Raw genomic sequence first — 17,148 nt, 5'->3', positions numbered from 1 at the left:
ATTTCTCTTTTATCCGGCGTTGGTGCCGGGGACACCGCCGCGCTCGGCCTTAAGCGCCGCTTTCCCCAGACGGGGACGGCGGCAGCGTTCCGGGTCATAGGTCAATTCAGCCGGAGCACCATCCTGCACGGTAGCGGCGGTAATGGTTACCTTCACGATGGTTGGGTCAGAGGGCACGTCGTACATAACCTTGGTCATGATCTCCTCCAGCACCGCGCGGAGGCCGCGAGCACCGATGCCCCGCTTTACTGCCACGTCGGCCACCGCCTCCAGGGCCTCCCGGCTGAAGTCCAGCTCCACCTGGTCGTATTCCAATAGCTTCTGGTACTGCTTGACCAGGGCATTTTTGGGCTCCGTCAAGATCTGGACCATCTGGTCCCGGTCCAGAGACTGAAGGGTAGTGATGACAGGCAGGCGCCCTACCAGCTCCGGGATGATGCCGAATTTCAGCAGGTCGTGGGGCTGGACCTCGGCCATCAACTGGCCCACGTTGCGCTCCTTCCTGCTCTGGATCTCCGCCCCAAAGCCAAGGGTTCGCTTATCCAGGCGGTTCTCAATGATCTTGTCGATGCCGTCAAAGGCGCCGCCGCAGATAAAGAGAATGTTCTTGGTATCAATCTGGATAAACTCCTGGTGGGGATGTTTCCGTCCGCCCTGTGGGGGGACATTAGCCACGGTACCCTCCAGAATCTTCAGCAGGGCCTGCTGCACCCCTTCGCCGGACACGTCCCTAGTAATAGACGTATTCTCGCTTTTGCGGGCGATCTTATCCATCTCGTCGATGTAGATGATGCCCCGCTCCGCCAGCTCGATGTCGTAGTCGGCCGCCTGGACCAGACGCAGCAGGATGTTCTCCACATCATCACCCACATAGCCCGCCTCAGTCAGTGTGGTGGCGTCAGCGATGGCAAATGGGACCTTCAGCACTCGAGCCAGTGTCTGGGCAAACAGAGTCTTCCCGCAGCCGGTGGGACCCATGAGCAGAATATTGCTCTTTTGAAGCTCCACATCCTCCGCCCCGCCGAAGTAGATGCGTTTATAATGGTTATACACGGCCACAGAGAGGGCCACTTTGGCCTTCTCCTGTCCAATAATATACTGGTCCAGAACAGCGTGTATTTCCTTTGGGGTGGGGATTACATCGGGGATATCGCTGTCTAAGGCATCCTGGATGGGGTCGTTGTCCTCGTCCAGAATCCCCATACACAGTTGGACACACTCGTTGCAGATATAGGCCCCAGGCCCGGCAATGATCCGGCGGACCTGGTCCTGATGCTTTCCGCAGAAGGAACAGCGGATGCTTTTTTCATCATTTCGCGCCATTGGTACACCTCATAAACTCTATGGTGGGAAATCGGGGCTGACCCTGAGCGTTCTCCAGGTCAGCGCTTATCGATGACCTTATCGATCAGGCCATACTCCATGGCCTCCTGAGCGGTCATAAAGTTGTCCCGCTCACAGTCCGCGGTGACCACTTCAATGGGTTTGCCGGTATTCTCCGCCAGAATGCGGTTCATCCGGCTCTTGACTACCTCCAGCCGCTTCAGGTGGATGGCCATATCGGTGATCTGCCCTTGGGTCCCGGCGGAGGGCTGGTGGATCATGATCTCAGCGTTAGGCAGAGCCAGCCGCTTACCCTTGGCTCCAGCAGCCAGCAGGAAGGCGCCCATAGAGGCTGCCAGCCCCACGCAGATGGTGGACACATCGCACTTGATATACTGCATGGTGTCATAGATGGCCATTCCGGCGGTAACAGAGCCACCGGGGCTGTTGATATAGAACTGGATATCCTTATCCGGGTCCTGGGCCTCCAGATACAGCAGTTGAGCCACCACCAGGGAGGCTGTGGTGTCATTGACCTCCTCTGACAGCATGATGATACGGTCGTTGAGCAGGCGGGAGAAGATGTCATAGGACCGCTCGCCGCGGTTGGTCTGCTCTACTACATAAGGAACTAAACTCATAATCACATACTCCTTCTTTTGGGACGGTGATACCAGAGTATACCCGTCCAGCCGGAAAATGATTCCTCCGGCCCACCAGAGAAAAAGGGACGATCTCAGGAGCGGGCGGTGTGCCGCCCTGCTCCATGGCCTCACCGGCGCCTTGTTACTCCACGTCTGCAAAAATATGGACACGCCCGGAGCGGTTCCCCACCCCGGACGTGACAGCATCACTCAGCCTTGGGCTCCTCGGTCTTCTTTTTGCGGGCGCGCTTAGGCTTCTCCTCGGCAGGGGCTTCCTCAGCAGCTGCCTCGGCGGCCTCCGTCTTCTTGGCAGCAGCCTTCTTCTTGGCCTTTCCAGACTTGGCCTCAGCAATGACCAGACTGCTGGCCTTCTTCAGCCGCAGGTCCTTTTTCAGGTCCTCGGCGGGAACCGCTGCCTTCACCTGCTCAACCTTCAGGCCGTACTGTTCAGCCAGACGGCTGAACTCAGCCTCTAGCTCCTCCTCAGTGACCTCCAGCTTCTCGGCGTCGGCCACGGCGGTAAGGGCCAGCTCAGTCTGCACCTGCTTCAGGGCGGCGGGACGTGCGGAGGTGCGCAGCATCTCCGGGCTCATCCCCATCATCTTCATATAATCGTCCATGGAGATGCCCTGACCCTGGAGGCGCATGGCGTAGTCGTCCATCAGGCGGTCCACCTGGACCTCCACCATGCCGTCCGGGATCTCGCACTCCATATCCTCCACCAGCTGATCCATCACGGCGTTCTCAAAGTCAGCCTGAGCCTGCTGCTGGCGGCGCTGGGTGACCTTCTCCTTCAGGTCGGTCCGGAAGGCCTCCAGCGTTTCAAACTCGGACACATCCTTGGCAAACTCATCATCAACGGCAGGGGCCTGGGACTCCTTGACCTCGTTGACCTTCACATGGAATACCACAGCCTTACCGGCCAGATCCGCGTGGTAGTCCTCCGGGAAGGTGATATCCAGGTCCTTCTCCTCGCCGGCCTTCATGCCGATAATCTGCTCCTCAAAGCCGGGAACAAAGGCGCCGGAGCCCAGCTTCAGGTCGTAGTTCTCGCCCTTGCCTCCCTCAAAGGGGGTGCCGTTGTCAAAGCCCTCAAAGTCGATGACGGCAGTGTCGCCCTTCTTGGCCTTGCGCTTGACGCTGACCAGGCGGGTCGCCCGCTCGACAAAGGGCTTCATCTCCTCGTCGACGTCCTTCTCGGTAATCTTGGGCTCCTCCTTAGGGGCAGTGATGCCCTTGTAAGTACCCAGCTTGACCTCGGGTCGGACAGAAACCAGAGCCTTGAAGGTAAAGCCCTCCTTACCCACCTCAACGATCTCCATCTTTGGATAGCCTACATCGTCCAGCCCCTGTTCCTTGACAGCCTCCTCATAAGCGGAGGGGTAGACGTCGTTGATAGCATCCTCATAGAATACGCCAGCGCCGTACATCCCCTCGATGATCTTGCGGGGGGCCTTGCCCTTGCGGAAGCCGGGGACGGAGATAGAGCCGCGGCTCTTTAGATAGGCCTTCTGAACGGCGGCCTCGAACTGGGCGGCGTCGATCTGGATGGTCAGCTCGACGGTGCTTTTCTCTTTCTTCTCAACACTGGTGACCTTCATTTGTTTACTTCCTCCTGTGGGCGCATCTCCATCCCAAAGGGGGAAAGAACAGCGCCTTTTTACTTTCGCCACGATATTTTACCAGATATCTCTCTGTTTGACCAGAGGATTTTTAAGAATTTTCCATGAATTTTTCAATCTTCCACCAACTTTTCCGGTCGAAACCCCAAATAATCCGCCGAAACCAGGTGGTACTCAATGCCGCCATGCTTTCCAGAGGCCGCCAGACGGTGGCTTCCGCCGTGGAGGTGGCCATAGTAGCAGCGGGTAACGCCATACCGCTCCATCAGGTCGATGATCTCCTGGCAGCGATAACCCTGATAGAGAGGGGGGTAGTGGAGAAAGCAGAATTTTTCCTTCTCCCCCCCGGCCTTCAGGGACGCCTCCAGCCGAATCAGCTCCCGGTTGAAAATCTTGGTGCCGTGCCCCTCCCTGTCCTCCTCATAAAACCATCCCCTGGTCCCGCACAGGGCGATGTCCCCATAGAAATGGCAGTTATTGTGGAGCAGATGGAAGGTGGTAAATCCATTTTCCTGGAAGAACCGCTCCATTTTGGCGGCGGTATTCCACCAGTAGTCGTGATTGCCCTTCATCAGCAGTTTCTTCCCAGGCAGGGCGTTTAGAAAAGCGAAGTCCTCCCTCGCCTCCTCCAATCCCATGGCCCAGGATAGGTCGCCGCACAAGACCACCGTGTCCTCCGGGCGGATCTGTGAGAAGCCCTCTTTCAACTTATCCACATACCCCGTCCAGCCCCCGCCAAAAACATCCATAGGCTTTCCGCTGGAGAGGGATAAATGGGTATCTCCAATGGCATACAGGGCCATGGGCTCACACCAGCATGGACAGCACCGCGTCCACCATATTCTCTTTCTCCACCGTCCTCGTAAAGCGAATTTCCTTGTTACGCAGAGAGGACAACGGAGCGGGAGCGGGCAGTCCGGTCTTGGCGGACAACTGGTCCAGAGCGTCCAGCCCCTGTGCCACTTCCGTCACTCCCAGGGCTCCCAGCACATTGTCGCAGAACTTGAAGGGACTGGCGGTGGACACCACCACACAGGGGGTATCATCTCCGCTCTCCTTCCGATACTGGTCCAGGGCAGAGAAGGCCACGGCGGTGTGTGGATCGATGAGATAATCGTGCTGACGGTACACCTCACCAATGACACGCTGCGTTTCCCGGTCATCACAGCAGTAACCTTGAAAGAGCTTCTGCAGCCGCTCCAGAATGGGCTTGCGAACCTCATACCGGCCGCTGGTGTTCAACTGCTCCATATATTGCTTGACCTCCTGGGTGTCCTGGGTCAGAGCAAACAGGAGACGCTCCAGGTTACTGGAGATCAGGATGTCCATGGAGGGGGACATAGTATTGTGAAATGGACGCTTGCGGTCGTACACGCCGGTACGGATGAAGTCAGTCAGGACGTTGTTGCTGTTGGAGGCGCAAATCAGTTTGCCGATGGGCACTCCCATCTCTCTGGCATAGTAGGCGGCCAAGATATTGCCAAAATTGCCGGTAGGCACGCAGACATTGATGGTCTGGCCCGGAGCAATCTTCTCATCCCGCAGCAGGTCGCAGTAGGCGGAGATGTAGTAGACGATCTGGGGCAGAACACGGCCCCAGTTGATGGAGTTGGCGGAGGAGAAGAAAAATCCCCGGTCCGCTAGAGTTCTGCGCAGCTCCCCATCGGAAAACAGCCGCTTGACGCCGCTCTGAGCGTCATCAAAGTTGCCTCGCACCGCGGTCACCCCCACGTTATTTCCCTCCTGGGTGACCATCTGGAGCTCCTGTACCTGGGACACGCCGTCCCTTGGATAGAACACCATGATGCGGGTATGGGGTACATCCTTAAAGCCCTCCAGGGCTCCCTTGCCTGTATCGCCGGAGGTGGCCACCAGGATGCAGACAGTCTTTTCCTCCTCCCTCTTGGTCAAAGAGGCAGTAAGCAGGTGGGGCAGCATCTGGAGCGCCATATCTTTGAAGGCACAGGTAGGGCCATGCCACAGCTCCAGGCAGTGGGTATTCCCATCCAGAGAGCGCACAGGGGCGACTGCCGGGGTGTCAAACTTCTCCGGGCCATAGGCGGCCGCCGCGAAGTCGGTCAGCTCCTTAACGGAGAACTCCTCCAGAAATTGCTTCATGATGTAAACCGCCCGGTGCTGGTAGGACATGGACTTTAAGTCCTCCAGGGCTTTACCGGGCAGCTTGGGGATGTAGAAGGGGGTCATCAGGCCCCCGTCTGGAGCCAACCCCTGGATAATGGCCTGGGAGGCCATATAAGAGGTACTTACATCTCTTGTGCTGACATATTGCATCTTGATCATTCCCATCTTGATTCACAAAGTCAAAAACGGTATTACCTGCCATCCGACAGGACCACTGTGCTCTATTATGACAGTTTCCCGGTCCCAGGTCAAGTTCTGAGGAAAGAAAAACCGAGAGAAATGTGGATGGCCTAAAAGGCGTTTTCCACTCTAGAAATCTGGGGGCGGCACGTTTCCGTCCCCTGAGGGGCATAGATCTCCACCACATCAAAACGGGGCTGGAGCTGTGTGGGGTTTTCGGCTAGGTAGAGCTGGGCGGCCAGACGCAGCTTCTCCTGCTTCCGGCTATCCACAAAGGCACCGGCACGAGCAAAGCTGCCACTCTTGCGCAGCTTTACCTCCACAAAACACAGGAAGTTCCCCTCCCGCGCGATCAGGTCTATCTCCCCTTGGCGGCATCTCCAGCCAGCGGCCAGGATCCGGCAGCCACGTTCCCGCAGCCATTGAGCCGCCAAGGCCTCCCCCCATCGGCCCAGCAATCTGCTCTCCTGTCCGCTCATAGGCTTTTCAAAAATGTGCGGCGGTGGATCGGACTGGGGCCATACCGCCGCAGCAGCTCATAGTGCAGCTTGGTACCATAGCCCTTGTGCTGGTCAAATCTGTATTGGGGATACCGCTCCGCCATCTCCAGCATGAAGCGGTCCCGGCTCACCTTGGCCAGCACAGAGGCGGCGGCGACAGAGGCCGACAGGCTGTCCCCCTTCACGATACAGCGGTGGGGCACGGTGATGGAGGAGGTCCGCCCCCTGTCCCGGTTGCCGTCGATCAACGCAAAGTCAGGGTGGACAGGCAGTCCATCGATGGCAAGCTGCATAGCCCTCATTCGGGCGCTTAGGATATCCGTAGCGTCGATCTCGGCGGCATCCACCCAGGCGACCGCGCAGGCCAGAGCCTGCTCCTGAATAAAGGGAAACAGGGACTCCCGCTTCTTTGCCGTCAATTTTTTTGAGTCGTCTAGCCCAGGGACATCCAGACCCAAAGGCAGGATAACGGCGGCGGCGTACACCGGCCCGGCCAGCGGTCCGGCCCCCGCCTCATCGCAGCCACAAACCAGCCCGTATCCAGCCGCCAGCGCCTCTCTCTCATAGGTATAGCGGTCCATTCACATTTCCCTTTCCGGCGCTTCCAGTGTGAAGCGTCCCAGCTTGCCAGCCCTGTATTCATCCAGAAGGACACGAGCCATCCGCTCGGTATCCAGCCCCCCCCCGGAAATCCGCATCCCCCGCTTCTGTGCGCAGGTCTCCAGCAGTCGGTAGCCATAGGCCACGTCATTTTCCTCCCCATCCCGCGGGGGCAGAGCGGCCAGCTTATAGCCGGCCATCAGGGCGTCGGGATAGCGGTGAGCCAGCAGGGTCATCAGATGACAGCCCAGGGTCTCTACATCCATGATATCGTCCTTCACCGCTCCAGTAAAGGCCAGATGGAGCCCGGTCTGTTCGTCGTCAAATTTGGGCCATAGGATCCCCGGAGTATCCAGAAGGTCCAGGGACTGATCCACATTAACCCACTGCTTGCCTCGGGTGACTCCAGGCCGATCACCCGCCTTGGCTGACTTTTTTTTCGCTACCTTGTTGATAAAGGTAGACTTGCCCACGTTGGGTACTCCGACCACCATAGCCCGGACTGGGCGACCCACTTGGCCCTTCTCCCGCCACTTGGCGATCTGCTCCTTCAGCGCCCCTTGCACGACCGCAGAAAACTGGTTGACGCCCCGGCCGGACTTGGCGTCTGTTTCCAGTACGCTGTGCCCCTCTCCTTTGAAGCAAGCGGTCCACAGCCCAGTCATGGACGGGTCAGCCTGGTCCGCCCGGTTCAGGACAATCAGCCTGGGCTTCCCGGCGCAGATGGCGTCAATGTCCGGGTTTCGGCTGGACACCGGGATGCGGGCGTCGGTTATCTCTACCACAATATCAACATACTTCAGGTCAGCCTCAATCTGCCGACGGGTCTTGGTCATGTGACCAGGATACCATTGAATATTCATATGGGACACCTCCCAAAATTTCAGAAATTTGAAAGAAAGACAACCAAAAATTTGTAAGATTTCCATGTTATTCTCTTCCTCGAAACATATTCTGGAGGAAGATAATATGAGCTTTTTTACTCTTAAACTCGTGGCCCTGCTGTCCATGCTGTTCGACCATGTAACCAGTGTCTGGCCAGTATCCTGGTTTGTCTGGGACCTCTTTTTTCCCCACGCCACAGAAACGCCCCATATCGCGCTGGCTATACAGTCCCTTACGGATTATATCGGCCGCATCGCAGCCCCAGTGTTTCTGTTTTTCATTGCCAATGGCTACCGATACACCCATAGCGTCAAGCAGTATGCTCTGCGGCTGTTGGTCTTTGCCTGTTTGTCCGAGTGGCCTTATTACCTCTTATTTGGGATGCATGGGAACATCATATTCACACTTTTTTGGGGCCTAATCACCCTGTGGCTCTTTGAGCATGGTAATCGACTGCATCCTTGGCTGGGATGGACCTTGGCGGCGGCCGTCATTCTGGTAGCGGAGGTCCTGGCGCTGGCGGAGGGAACGGGCCGGTACCTCATCTTGATCCTTGCCTTTTATCTGACTGACCACTGGAGCGTAAGTCGAAAATTCCTGCTGTTCCTCTTTCTTCTGCCCGTGACCCGTTACGCTCTGACTTGGGATCTCCTCTCCCAAGCCGCCGCCGGTACATTGACCTGGCGCTGGATACACCTATGGGCGGTCAACACCATCGGTCCTCTCCTTGGAGTAGCTCTCACCTTCCGCTACAATGGCAAAAAAGGCCTCACCTTTCCGGTGGGTAAATATCTGTGGTATTTCTTCTACCCCGCCCACCTGCTAATTTTAGCGCTGATAGCCGGATAGAAAAAAGGAGCGGCACAAACCGCTCCTTTTTTGTGGATCACAGGGCCTCTTTGATCTTCGCAGCCTTGCCCACGCGGTTGCGCAGGTAGTACAGCTTGGCGCGGCGGACCTTACCGTGGCGGACCACCTCAATCTTCTCGACAGAGGGGGCGTGGACAGGAAATACCTTCTCCACACCGACGCCATAAGAGATACGGCGGACGGTAAAGCTCTCCTCGATGCCGCCGTGCTTCTTGGCGATGACGGTACCCTCGAACACCTGGATACGCTCACGGTTGCCCTCCTTGACCTTCAGGTGGACACGGACAGTGTCGCCGATGGCCACGACGGGGGGTTCAGCCTTCTTGTACTTCTCGGTAAAAGCCTGCATTAGATCCATATTACATTTCCTCCTGTTATATAGGCGTTCATGCCGGCTTTTCTGGCGCACACACGATTAGAGCGCCGCCGCAGAGGACCACCCGTTTTCAGACTAAGGAATCATATCACAATTTTCAGTGGATTGCAAGGACTTTTTCCCCTTTTTTACAAATCGACAGCTGTTCCGGCCGGAAAAAGTATCCGACACCGTCCTCCTCCCGCACCACACCCAGAAGCCGCCCCTCCTGGTCATAGATGGAGCACTCCGTCTCTCCCTCTTTCTCCAGCACCGCCGGTATCAGCTCCGCCCCGTCAAAGTAATAGAGGTGTTCAAAGGTATCCGGCCGGTTGGATGCCGCGTTCCACTGGCGGTACATGGGATCGGTGGGCAGAGGTGTGACATTCCAGGAGCGCGAACCGTCCAGACTGGTCATCAGGCCCTGAAAGGCCCAGGCGCTCTCGGTGCAGCCATGGATGTGCTCATGATAATAATAGGTCTGGTTTGACAGATATGTAGGCTCTACCGCCAAGATGCCGACCCGGCCGTTGTCCTCCGGCTCCAGATCCTGTTGCAGGGCCTGGACGGTCATCTGGCCAATATACTGGTCTGTTTCCCAGGTCTGGCGATAATCGTGGATATCAGCGGCCCCAGCCCAGCAGAATATCAGCGCGGCCAGGGTAGCCAGCACCGCCGGCCCCTGCTTGCGGCCGGGGAGCCTGGACCAGAGGGCCATTACCGCGGTATCGCACACCAGAGCCAGCCCAGCAAAGGAGGTGACGGCTCCACGGAATGAGAACCAGGGATTTGCCAGCACAAAAAAGATACTGATGGGCGCCAGGAAGAGAAGTACCCCTGCCACAATCGCAAGCCAGGGGGACAGTGTTCCCCGCCCCGCCTCCTTCTTTGGAAAGAGGCGCCAGCACAGCACAGCTAACGCCGCCGTGAGGAACGCCCAGAACAGCATCTGTCCGGAGAGGATCCACTGGAAAACGCGGGCCAGTCCCTGAAACAGCGTGGCCCCCATCCCTTCCACAAAGACAGACCGCATCTGGTCCAACACCTCTGGCAAAAAGGTATCCCACCAGTAAGGGGTGTTGACCGTGACCGTTTCCGTCCGTCCGCTGTACACCCCATCGGAGGCCAGCAGCGCAGTCATCTCCAGGTAAAGCTTCATGGCGGGCAGGCCCCACAGGGACAGGAGCGCCCGCTTCCACCTCCTCCAGTCCCGGATCACCTCTAAAATAGCCATGCCTACGATAAGAGCTACGGAAAAAACACCGGATTGCTCGTAAAACCCATAGGGCAGTAACTGGAGGAAAAGGAAAGACAACGCCCAATACCAACGTCCCGTGTCCATCCACCGCAAAAAGGCCTCCGCCGCCAGTACCGCCATCAGCAGGCCGCACACCACCCGAGTGGACGCGGACATCCAATAGGTCCCCTCCACACCCAAGGGCAGAAGGGTCATTACCACCAGAAAAAGAGGACCAATATAAAAGTACCGGCTCAACTGCCGTTTGAGCAGTACGGCGCTCACAGCCAGCGCAAGGGAGATCATCGCTACACCCAGGATCATATAGTCGTACATAGAGCCCCAGATAAAGTAGTCCGCCAGCCCCGCCAGCGGTCGTGAGGCCAGGAGCCCCATCGATGTCTGGAGCTCCCAGAAGCTTTCAGACAGAGCGTAGTTGTGGTACTGGATGTAGTCGTCCAGCTGGGGCCAGTACTGGACGCCAAAAGCACAGGCCCTGGCCATCAGGAGAAGGAAGATTGCCAGCACTTCTTTCCCCATCTCATGGCGAGCGGACCGCATGTCAGACATTCCCATAGACCTCCCTGTGTCCGCTGGACAGCCGGACCTCCATGTGTGGGAACCGCTTCTCTAGGAACTGGACCAGTTGGGGACAGACCACCTGCTCCGTGGCGTAGTGGCCCGCGTCCATCAGATTAATCCCCAGAGCCTTCGCCTCTAAAAACACATCATATTTTACATCGGCGGTCACAAAAGTGTCGCACCCCGCAGCTAGGACTTCTGACAGCATGGACCCGCAGGAGCCTCCGCCCACCGCCACCTTATTCACCGGCACTCCACCATCCACATAGCGGACTGACGCGGCACCCAGTCGCTCCTTTACAAAAGCGGCGTACTGGCACGCATCCAGCCCCTCCTGATGGGCCCGGCCCACCCTGCCGATCCCGTAAGGCCGACCCTGACAGTCTGTTCCGTCCTGGTGGAGCATCGCTGTGTCCACCAACGCCAGCCTGTGGGCCAGCACGTCGTTGACTCCCCCCTGGGCCGCGTCCAAATTGGTGTGGGCGCAGATGGCGGCGATACCCAGCTCTGCCAGCCGAAGCAGGGTCCGTCCCAAAGGTGAGGCGTCCGTAATCGTTTTTACCGGATGGAAGATGACTGGATGGTGGGACACGACCAACTGTGCGCCCCATAGCCCGGACTCCTCCACCACTTGTTCCGTGATGTCCAGCGCTACAAGGACACGGCTCACTGGCCGCTCCCCCCTGCCCACCAAAAAGCCGGCGTTGTCAAAGTCCATCTGTGTTTCAAAGGGTGCCCAGCTGTCCAGGGCCCGGTAGACCTCCATCACATCTGCCACTCTTGCCACTCCCTTTTCATCTCCAGCAGTCCCGTCCGGACCCGCTCCAGTTCTACACGCCGGTGGGCCGCCCGGTCCTCCCTGGCCTGTCCCATCCCAGACAGGGCCCTCTCTACCCGCTTCAGCCACTGGTCCAGCCACTTCCCCCGCAAGGGATGGGGGCTGTTCCTCCCCACCCAGCGTTCAGCGTCAGTCATGGGACCCATCTCGCCCGCCCTGACTGCCATAGCTGTATAAAGTGTATCTCCTTCACAGGAAAGCTCCTCCGCCTCAATCCGGTAGCCGTGGGTCCCCAGCCACCCCCTCAGGTCCGCCATAGACGACATGGGCTGAAGGACCAATAGGGTCCCCATGTCCCGTGTCCAGGGAGCAGCGGCCAGGATGGCGGCAATCGTTTCTCCCCCCATCCCCGCGATGGCTACAGCGTCCGCCTCTCTCGGCGAGATTTCCGCCAGACCGTCACACAGGCAGAACTTGACTTTTCCCTCCAAGCCGAATTCCTCTACGGTAGCTCTGGCCCGATTCAAGGGACCGGGTCGCAGGTCAGCGGCGATGGCCCCTCTGATCTTTCCCTCCAGCAGAAGAACGGCGGGCAGGTAGGCGTGGTCTGTGCCCACGTCAACCAGAACGACATCTCTGGGGAGCAAATCAGCCACCATCCGCAGCCGCGGTGTCAATTGAATCGTTCTGCTCATACTTCCTCCATCCGGATGGATAAGTAGATGGCCTGGGCAAAGTCTCGGACTCCAGACTCCTTTTCCTCATCCATGAAAGGCACAGATTTCCCCAGGTCCCGGCGGCAGAACATCCCCAGATACTCCGCCTTCCCGTGCTTGCACCAGCGGCGCAGGCCCTCCTCCCAGAGGTCGGCCCCCCGATCCGGCCGGTATCCGCAGGTAACGATGGAGGCCACCCGTTTGCCGTTCAGCAGGGCTGCCCCTTTCGTCCTACCATAGTTCTTATTGCCCGCGTAGATGGCCCGGTCCAACAGAGCCTTCATAGGCGCGGTGCAGAAAAAGGCATAGACAGGGGTCGCCAGCACGATCACGTCGCAGTCCTCCATCTCCTGAAATATCTGGGCAAAATCGTCCTTCTGAACACAGCCCAGACTGTCAGGTACATCCTGGCAGGCCATACAGCCCAGGCAGGGCCCTACCTTTTTATCATACAGGTGGATACACTGGGTCTGTATGCCCAGGAAACGGCACTCCTCCAGAAAGGGCGCCAGCAAAGCAGCGGTGTTGCCCTGGGACCTGGGGCTACCCATCAATATGGTAAATTTCATCTCTGTTCCCCCTGACCAGAAAAAAACGGGGACGGAATCGCTCCGCCCCCGCTTTTCAAACTTTACTCACCGGCGGCGATCATCTCGTTGACCTTCGCCAGCAGAGCATCACAGTCCACCCCGTGGACCATGCAGGCCTGCTCCACGGTCTCTCCACGGGAGGAGGGGCAGCCCAGACAGTGCATTCCAATGCCCAGGAACAGGGGAGCGGTCTGGGGGGCGATGGTCAAAATATCACCGATGATGGTGTCTTTTGTAATGGTCATAGCAGGATTCCTCCATTTTCTGAGATAGGAGTATTATACCCCATCTTCTCCCCTTTTTCAATGGAAAATCGGAAAAAAGTCCTTTCCTTTGATGGTATGGCAGATACCCCTTCCTTGCCTGTCTATCCTATCTTTCCATACTGTTCGAGAATTCTGTTTAGCGCCGCTGTTTTCTCGCCAATCCTATTTTGTAAAATTACCAGTGTCTTCTCCCTTTCCATGACCCAATGGATATGGTAAAATAAAAATAAAATATCCGCGCCTCTCCATATGGAGGAGCGCGGGGCAAGGAGCGACACCATGTCCGATCCATTTATCCGTACCCGCCTACTCATCGGCGAGGAACCGCTCGACCGGCTGGCCGCCGCCCGGGTCGCCGTCTTTGGCGTGGGCGGCGTGGGCGGTTTCTGTGTAGAGGCGCTTGCACGGGCAGGCGTTGGAGCTTTACACCTATATGATGACGATACCGTGTCGGAGAGCAATCTCAACCGGCAGATCGCCGCCCTTCGGTCCACCATTGGTCAGCCAAAGGTGGAGGTCATGGCCCGGCGGGTACTGGACATCAACCCCGGCTGCCAGGTCAAGGCCGTCCCTATGTTCTATCTGCCTCAGAACGCCCATCAGGTAGACCTGTCCCAGTACGACTATGTGGCCGACTGTATCGATACTGTGGCCGCCAAGCTGGAACTGATTGCACGGTGTACGGCGCTAGGCATCCCCATCATCAGCGCCATGGGTTCGGGAAATAAACTGGACCCCACCGCCTTTGAAGTGACGGATATCTCCAAAACCCAGGGCTGTCCCCTGGCCCGCGTCATGCGTAAAGAGCTCCGTCGGCGGGGTATCCTCCATCTGAAGGTGGTCTACTCCAGAGAGGAGCCCCTCTCCCCCGCCCAGCTTATCGAGGCAGAGGCTCCCGCCGGTGAGGGTACCCGCCCCGGCTCCTCCGCTCGACGGGCCACCCCCGGCTCCATCTCCTTTGTTCCCGCCGCCGCTGGGCTGGTATTGGCCGGGGCGGTTATACGGGATCTTGGCGGCTTCTAAGCATAAAAACGGCGTGGGAAATATCCCCACGCCGCTTTTCGTTTCTGCTGTCAATCAGTCCTCGGCCAGCTCGATACGGATGTTCTGCGCTCCCTCGTACAGGGTCTTCCTCCCCAGTTCATAAAGCTGGTCCAGCCCTTCGGTAATCGTTAGAACATGGTTCCCCGCCAACTGTCCCACCTTGCTGGCAAAGGACACGCCGCCATAGGCCAGGATCATCTCCATCTCGCTGATGCCCCCTGGATAGATGAGCAATTCCCCCTTGCTGGGGTAGCTGGTGTGGTTCTCAAAGTCCAGCCCCTCCCACCGGGTGTCGCCCATGGGAATCCACATCCCCTCTCCACTCCAGCGGACATGGATCAGCCTGTCCTCGATGGGAAGCATCTTCTTAAAAATGGCACAGGTCCTGGGGGCCTTTTCTTCTTCCAACCGCGCGAAAAATTGATAGTCACCGCAGGTCAACATTACCTTGGTCATATCCGCCGCTCCTTTTCTGGCCTTTTCCCAAAAACGTCTGTCGAGCCCCTGTCCGGCCGTGCAACTTTACAGAGACACCTTGTGGAACACTTTTTTCCCCTTGCGGACCATTAGGCCGTCGGAGAGCTGCTGGGCGGTATAAGCCGTATTGACATCCGCCACCTTTTCGTCATTGACAGTGACGCCGCCCTGCTCCACCAGGCGGCGGGCCTCCTTCTTGGAGGGGGCCAGCTTACACCTGACCATCAGGTCTAAGATCCCGATAGAACCGTCGGTCAAGTCAGCCTCGGTTAGTGCGGTGGAGGGCACATTACTCATATCTCCCCCGCCTACGAACAGGGCCTTGGCGGCCTCCTGGGCCTTTTGGGCCTCCTCCTCTCCGTGGACCAGCTTGGTCAGCTCGAAGGCGAGGATCTCCTTGGCGGTATTCAGCTGGCTTCCCTCCCACTTGTCCATCTCATCGATCTGCTCTATGGGCAGGAAGGTGAGCATACGAAGGCACTTGAGCACATCCCCGTCGCCCACGTTGCGCCAGTACTGGTAGAACTCGTACGGGCTGGTCTTGTTGGGGTCCAGCCACACGGCGCCCTTGGCGGTCTTGCCCATCTTCTTGCCCTCAGAATTGAGCAGCAGAGTGATGGTCATGGCGTGGGCGTCCTTCCCCAGCTTGCGGCGGATCAACTCGGTGCCGCCCAGCATGTTGGACCACTGGTCGTCGCCGCCGAACTGCATATTACAGCCATAGTTCTGGAACAGGTAATAGAAGTCATAGGACTGCATAATCATGTAGTTAAATTCCAGGAAGCTCAGTCCCTTCTCCATCCGCTGCTCGTAGCACTTGGCCCGAAGCATATTGTTGACGGAGAAGCAGGCACCCACATCCCGCAGCAGGTCGATATAATTCAGCTTCAGCAGCCAGTCGGCGTTGTTCACCATCTGGGCTTTGCCCTCGCCGAACTCGATGAACCGCTCCATCTGCTTCTTGAAGCAGTCGCAGTTGTGCTGGATGGTCTCAGGGGTCATCATGTTCCGCATATCCGTTCGTCCGGAGGGATCCCCGATATATCCGGTACCGCCGCCGATGAGGGCAATCGGCCGGTTCCCTGCCATTTGGAGGCGCTTCATCAGGCACAGGGCCATGAAGTGGCCCACATGGAGGGAGTCCGCGGTGGGGTCAAAGCCGATATAAAAGACAGCCTTCCCCTCGTCGATCATTTTGGAGATCTCCTCCTCATTGGTCACCTGGGCGATGAGGCCTCTGGCCTTCAGTTCTTCATAACAGGTCATATCTATACTTCCTTTCCTTTCTTTTCTCCATGGCTGTTATCTTCATTTTGTTGGGATATTGGGATATTGGAATGCTGTGCTTTCGCGCCCAGCTTGAGCTTGAGTACATTATAGGCCACCACCCCGCCGATGACGATGGCCGCTCCCACCATGGCATAGGCTCCGATGGCCTCTTTATAAAAAATCGCCACCAAAATAGGGTTGAGCACCGGCTCGATGCCGGAGATCAGGCTGGCCGTCACCGGCGGGGTGGTCTTCAGGCCAATGCACAGGAGCACATAGGCGACCCCTACCTGGAAGGCCCCCAGAATGACCAAGCTGAAAACCGCTGTGGCAGTAAATTCCGTTTCATGCGCCAAAAAGGGAAGCCCTGTCACGGCGGACAGCACATCTCCCCAGAATACGGAGGAGATGGCATCGCTGTCCGGCATATCGTTCATCAGAAACACTCCGGCGTAGCTCACACCGGACAGCAGGGCCAGAAAATTGCCCAGCCCTCCCCCCATCTCCAGGCTGTCCAGAAAGAAAAAGAGGATGCCACCTAGCACCACCGCACAGGCTGCCAGGTCCAGCTTTTGGGGCTTTTTCCGAAAAAAAAGGGCGGAGAACAACATGACGAAAATGGGCACTGTGAATTGAAGCACAATGGCGTTGGCGGCGGTTGTCAGCTTGTTGGCCAGAGAAAACAGGGCGTTGGTCCCAAACACGGACAGGGCCCCCAGTGCCACCCATCGGTTCAGGCGCAGAGGGTGCTTGGTCCACAGCAAATAGGCCCCGATGACTACCAGGGCAATGGCGGTCCGTCCGCCATTGATAGACATTCCGTTCCAGGGGATGACCTTGATGCAAAGCCCGCCAATACTGTAAAGGGCGGCTGAGATGGCTACGAACAGTGTTCCCCTTTGGCTGGCTGTCATGCGTAGTCTCCTCTCTGCTCTGATATGAGGAAAGCCCTCTGTCCAAATTGGACAGAGGGCATGAAAATGCGGTACCACCTCTGGTATGCTTTCACCTCGCGGCGGAAGCCTCTCGGAGTACATGACTCCAGCGCTGTAACGGGCGCTCTCCGGC

At 57.7% G+C, this 17,148-nt stretch carries 19 protein-coding genes; 2 read left to right on the top strand and 17 right to left on the bottom strand.

The genetic code is table 11. The annotated features are described in order from the left end of the window. Positions 1-9: 9 nt before the first annotated feature. The 8 genes from clpX to ylqF all read right to left on the bottom strand — a co-directional run bounded on the left by clpX (position 10) and on the right by ylqF (position 7,874). Positions 10-1,323 carry an ATP-dependent Clp protease ATP-binding subunit ClpX gene (gene clpX / locus ACEVJK_RS04805; RefSeq protein ID WP_147572242.1) on the bottom strand — a complete coding sequence of 438 codons (1,314 nt, stop codon included), beginning with the start codon at positions 1,321-1,323 and terminating at the stop codon, positions 10-12. A 59-nt stretch (positions 1,324-1,382) separates the two neighbouring features. After that, positions 1,383-1,964, bottom strand: a complete 582-nt coding sequence (clpP, locus tag ACEVJK_RS04800; protein ID WP_147572241.1) for an ATP-dependent Clp endopeptidase proteolytic subunit ClpP — start codon at positions 1,962-1,964, stop codon at positions 1,383-1,385. 209 nt (positions 1,965-2,173) lie between these two features. Next, complete coding sequence (gene tig, locus ACEVJK_RS04795) at positions 2,174-3,568, bottom strand: trigger factor (RefSeq protein WP_374740102.1); 1,395 nt, start codon at positions 3,566-3,568, stop codon at positions 2,174-2,176. A 134-nt stretch (positions 3,569-3,702) separates the two neighbouring features. Continuing rightward, positions 3,703-4,392, bottom strand: a complete 690-nt coding sequence (locus ACEVJK_RS04790; RefSeq protein WP_186852511.1) for a metallophosphoesterase — start codon at positions 4,390-4,392, stop codon at positions 3,703-3,705. Between the two features lie 4 nt (positions 4,393-4,396). Then, positions 4,397-5,881 (bottom strand): threonine synthase, encoded by a 1,485-nt coding sequence (thrC, locus tag ACEVJK_RS04785; protein ID WP_374740261.1) that lies wholly within the window; start codon positions 5,879-5,881, stop codon positions 4,397-4,399. Positions 5,882-6,021: 140 nt separating this feature from the next. Then, positions 6,022-6,369 carry a YraN family protein gene (locus ACEVJK_RS04780; protein WP_240287772.1) on the bottom strand — a complete coding sequence of 116 codons (348 nt, stop codon included), beginning with the start codon at positions 6,367-6,369 and terminating at the stop codon, positions 6,022-6,024. Between the two features lie 17 nt (positions 6,370-6,386). Continuing rightward, complete coding sequence (locus tag ACEVJK_RS04775; protein WP_186852509.1) at positions 6,387-6,992, bottom strand: ribonuclease HII; 606 nt, start codon at positions 6,990-6,992, stop codon at positions 6,387-6,389. After that, a complete protein-coding gene (ylqF, locus tag ACEVJK_RS04770; RefSeq protein ID WP_262669768.1) occupies positions 6,993-7,874 on the bottom strand; it encodes a ribosome biogenesis GTPase YlqF in 882 nt (293 codons plus the stop codon). It lies immediately after the preceding gene. Between the two features lie 106 nt (positions 7,875-7,980). Between ylqF and ACEVJK_RS04765 the strand changes: the two genes are divergently transcribed. Beyond that, positions 7,981-8,745, top strand: coding sequence for a TraX family protein (locus tag ACEVJK_RS04765; RefSeq protein WP_240287777.1), 765 nt, complete (start codon positions 7,981-7,983; stop codon positions 8,743-8,745). Positions 8,746-8,782: 37 nt separating this feature from the next. On the opposite strand, the gene rplS is transcribed toward ACEVJK_RS04765, so the two are convergent. The 6 genes from rplS to ACEVJK_RS04735 form a co-directional block, all read right to left on the bottom strand. After that, on the bottom strand, positions 8,783-9,124 hold the full coding sequence (rplS, locus tag ACEVJK_RS04760) for a 50S ribosomal protein L19 (RefSeq protein ID WP_147572234.1): 342 nt from the start codon (positions 9,122-9,124) through the stop codon (positions 8,783-8,785). Between the two features lie 115 nt (positions 9,125-9,239). Next, positions 9,240-10,928: a hypothetical protein gene (locus ACEVJK_RS04755; RefSeq protein WP_374740100.1), complete on the bottom strand. Its 1,689-nt coding sequence runs from the start codon at positions 10,926-10,928 to the stop codon at positions 9,240-9,242. Then, positions 10,921-11,727, bottom strand: coding sequence for a Nif3-like dinuclear metal center hexameric protein (locus ACEVJK_RS04750; RefSeq protein WP_340405676.1), 807 nt, complete (start codon positions 11,725-11,727; stop codon positions 10,921-10,923). Before ACEVJK_RS04750 ends, ACEVJK_RS04755 begins: the two co-directional genes overlap by 8 nt. After that, positions 11,706-12,413, bottom strand: coding sequence for a class I SAM-dependent methyltransferase (locus tag ACEVJK_RS04745; protein WP_147572232.1), 708 nt, complete (start codon positions 12,411-12,413; stop codon positions 11,706-11,708). Before ACEVJK_RS04745 ends, ACEVJK_RS04750 begins: the two co-directional genes overlap by 22 nt. Beyond that, on the bottom strand, positions 12,410-13,003 hold the full coding sequence (locus tag ACEVJK_RS04740; protein WP_186852505.1) for a flavodoxin family protein: 594 nt from the start codon (positions 13,001-13,003) through the stop codon (positions 12,410-12,412). The genes ACEVJK_RS04745 and ACEVJK_RS04740 overlap by 4 nt, the downstream gene beginning before the upstream one ends. A gap of 62 nt (positions 13,004-13,065) precedes the next feature. Next, positions 13,066-13,269, bottom strand: a complete 204-nt coding sequence (locus ACEVJK_RS04735) for a DUF1858 domain-containing protein (protein ID WP_147572230.1) — start codon at positions 13,267-13,269, stop codon at positions 13,066-13,068. A gap of 300 nt (positions 13,270-13,569) precedes the next feature. Between ACEVJK_RS04735 and ACEVJK_RS04730 the strand changes: the two genes are divergently transcribed. Continuing rightward, positions 13,570-14,313, top strand: coding sequence for a ThiF family adenylyltransferase (locus tag ACEVJK_RS04730; RefSeq protein WP_147572229.1), 744 nt, complete (start codon positions 13,570-13,572; stop codon positions 14,311-14,313). 54 nt (positions 14,314-14,367) lie between these two features. On the opposite strand, the gene ACEVJK_RS04725 is transcribed toward ACEVJK_RS04730, so the two are convergent. The 3 genes from ACEVJK_RS04725 to ACEVJK_RS04715 all read right to left on the bottom strand — a co-directional run bounded on the left by ACEVJK_RS04725 (position 14,368) and on the right by ACEVJK_RS04715 (position 16,994). Next, positions 14,368-14,790, bottom strand: a complete 423-nt coding sequence (locus tag ACEVJK_RS04725; RefSeq protein WP_147572228.1) for a DUF3830 family protein — start codon at positions 14,788-14,790, stop codon at positions 14,368-14,370. Between the two features lie 66 nt (positions 14,791-14,856). After that, complete coding sequence (gene tyrS / locus ACEVJK_RS04720; RefSeq protein WP_147572227.1) at positions 14,857-16,077, bottom strand: tyrosine--tRNA ligase; 1,221 nt, start codon at positions 16,075-16,077, stop codon at positions 14,857-14,859. A gap of 2 nt (positions 16,078-16,079) precedes the next feature. Then, positions 16,080-16,994, bottom strand: coding sequence for a DMT family transporter (locus ACEVJK_RS04715; RefSeq protein WP_374740098.1), 915 nt, complete (start codon positions 16,992-16,994; stop codon positions 16,080-16,082). Between the last annotated feature and the right edge of the window lie 154 nt (positions 16,995-17,148).

This window comes from Flintibacter sp. P01028 (assembly GCF_041925235.1).
Taxonomy (GTDB): domain Bacteria; phylum Bacillota; class Clostridia; order Oscillospirales; family Oscillospiraceae; genus Lawsonibacter; species Lawsonibacter aceti.
Note: the sequence above shows the minus strand (reverse complement) of the source record. Positions and strands in the feature narration are given on the sequence as shown.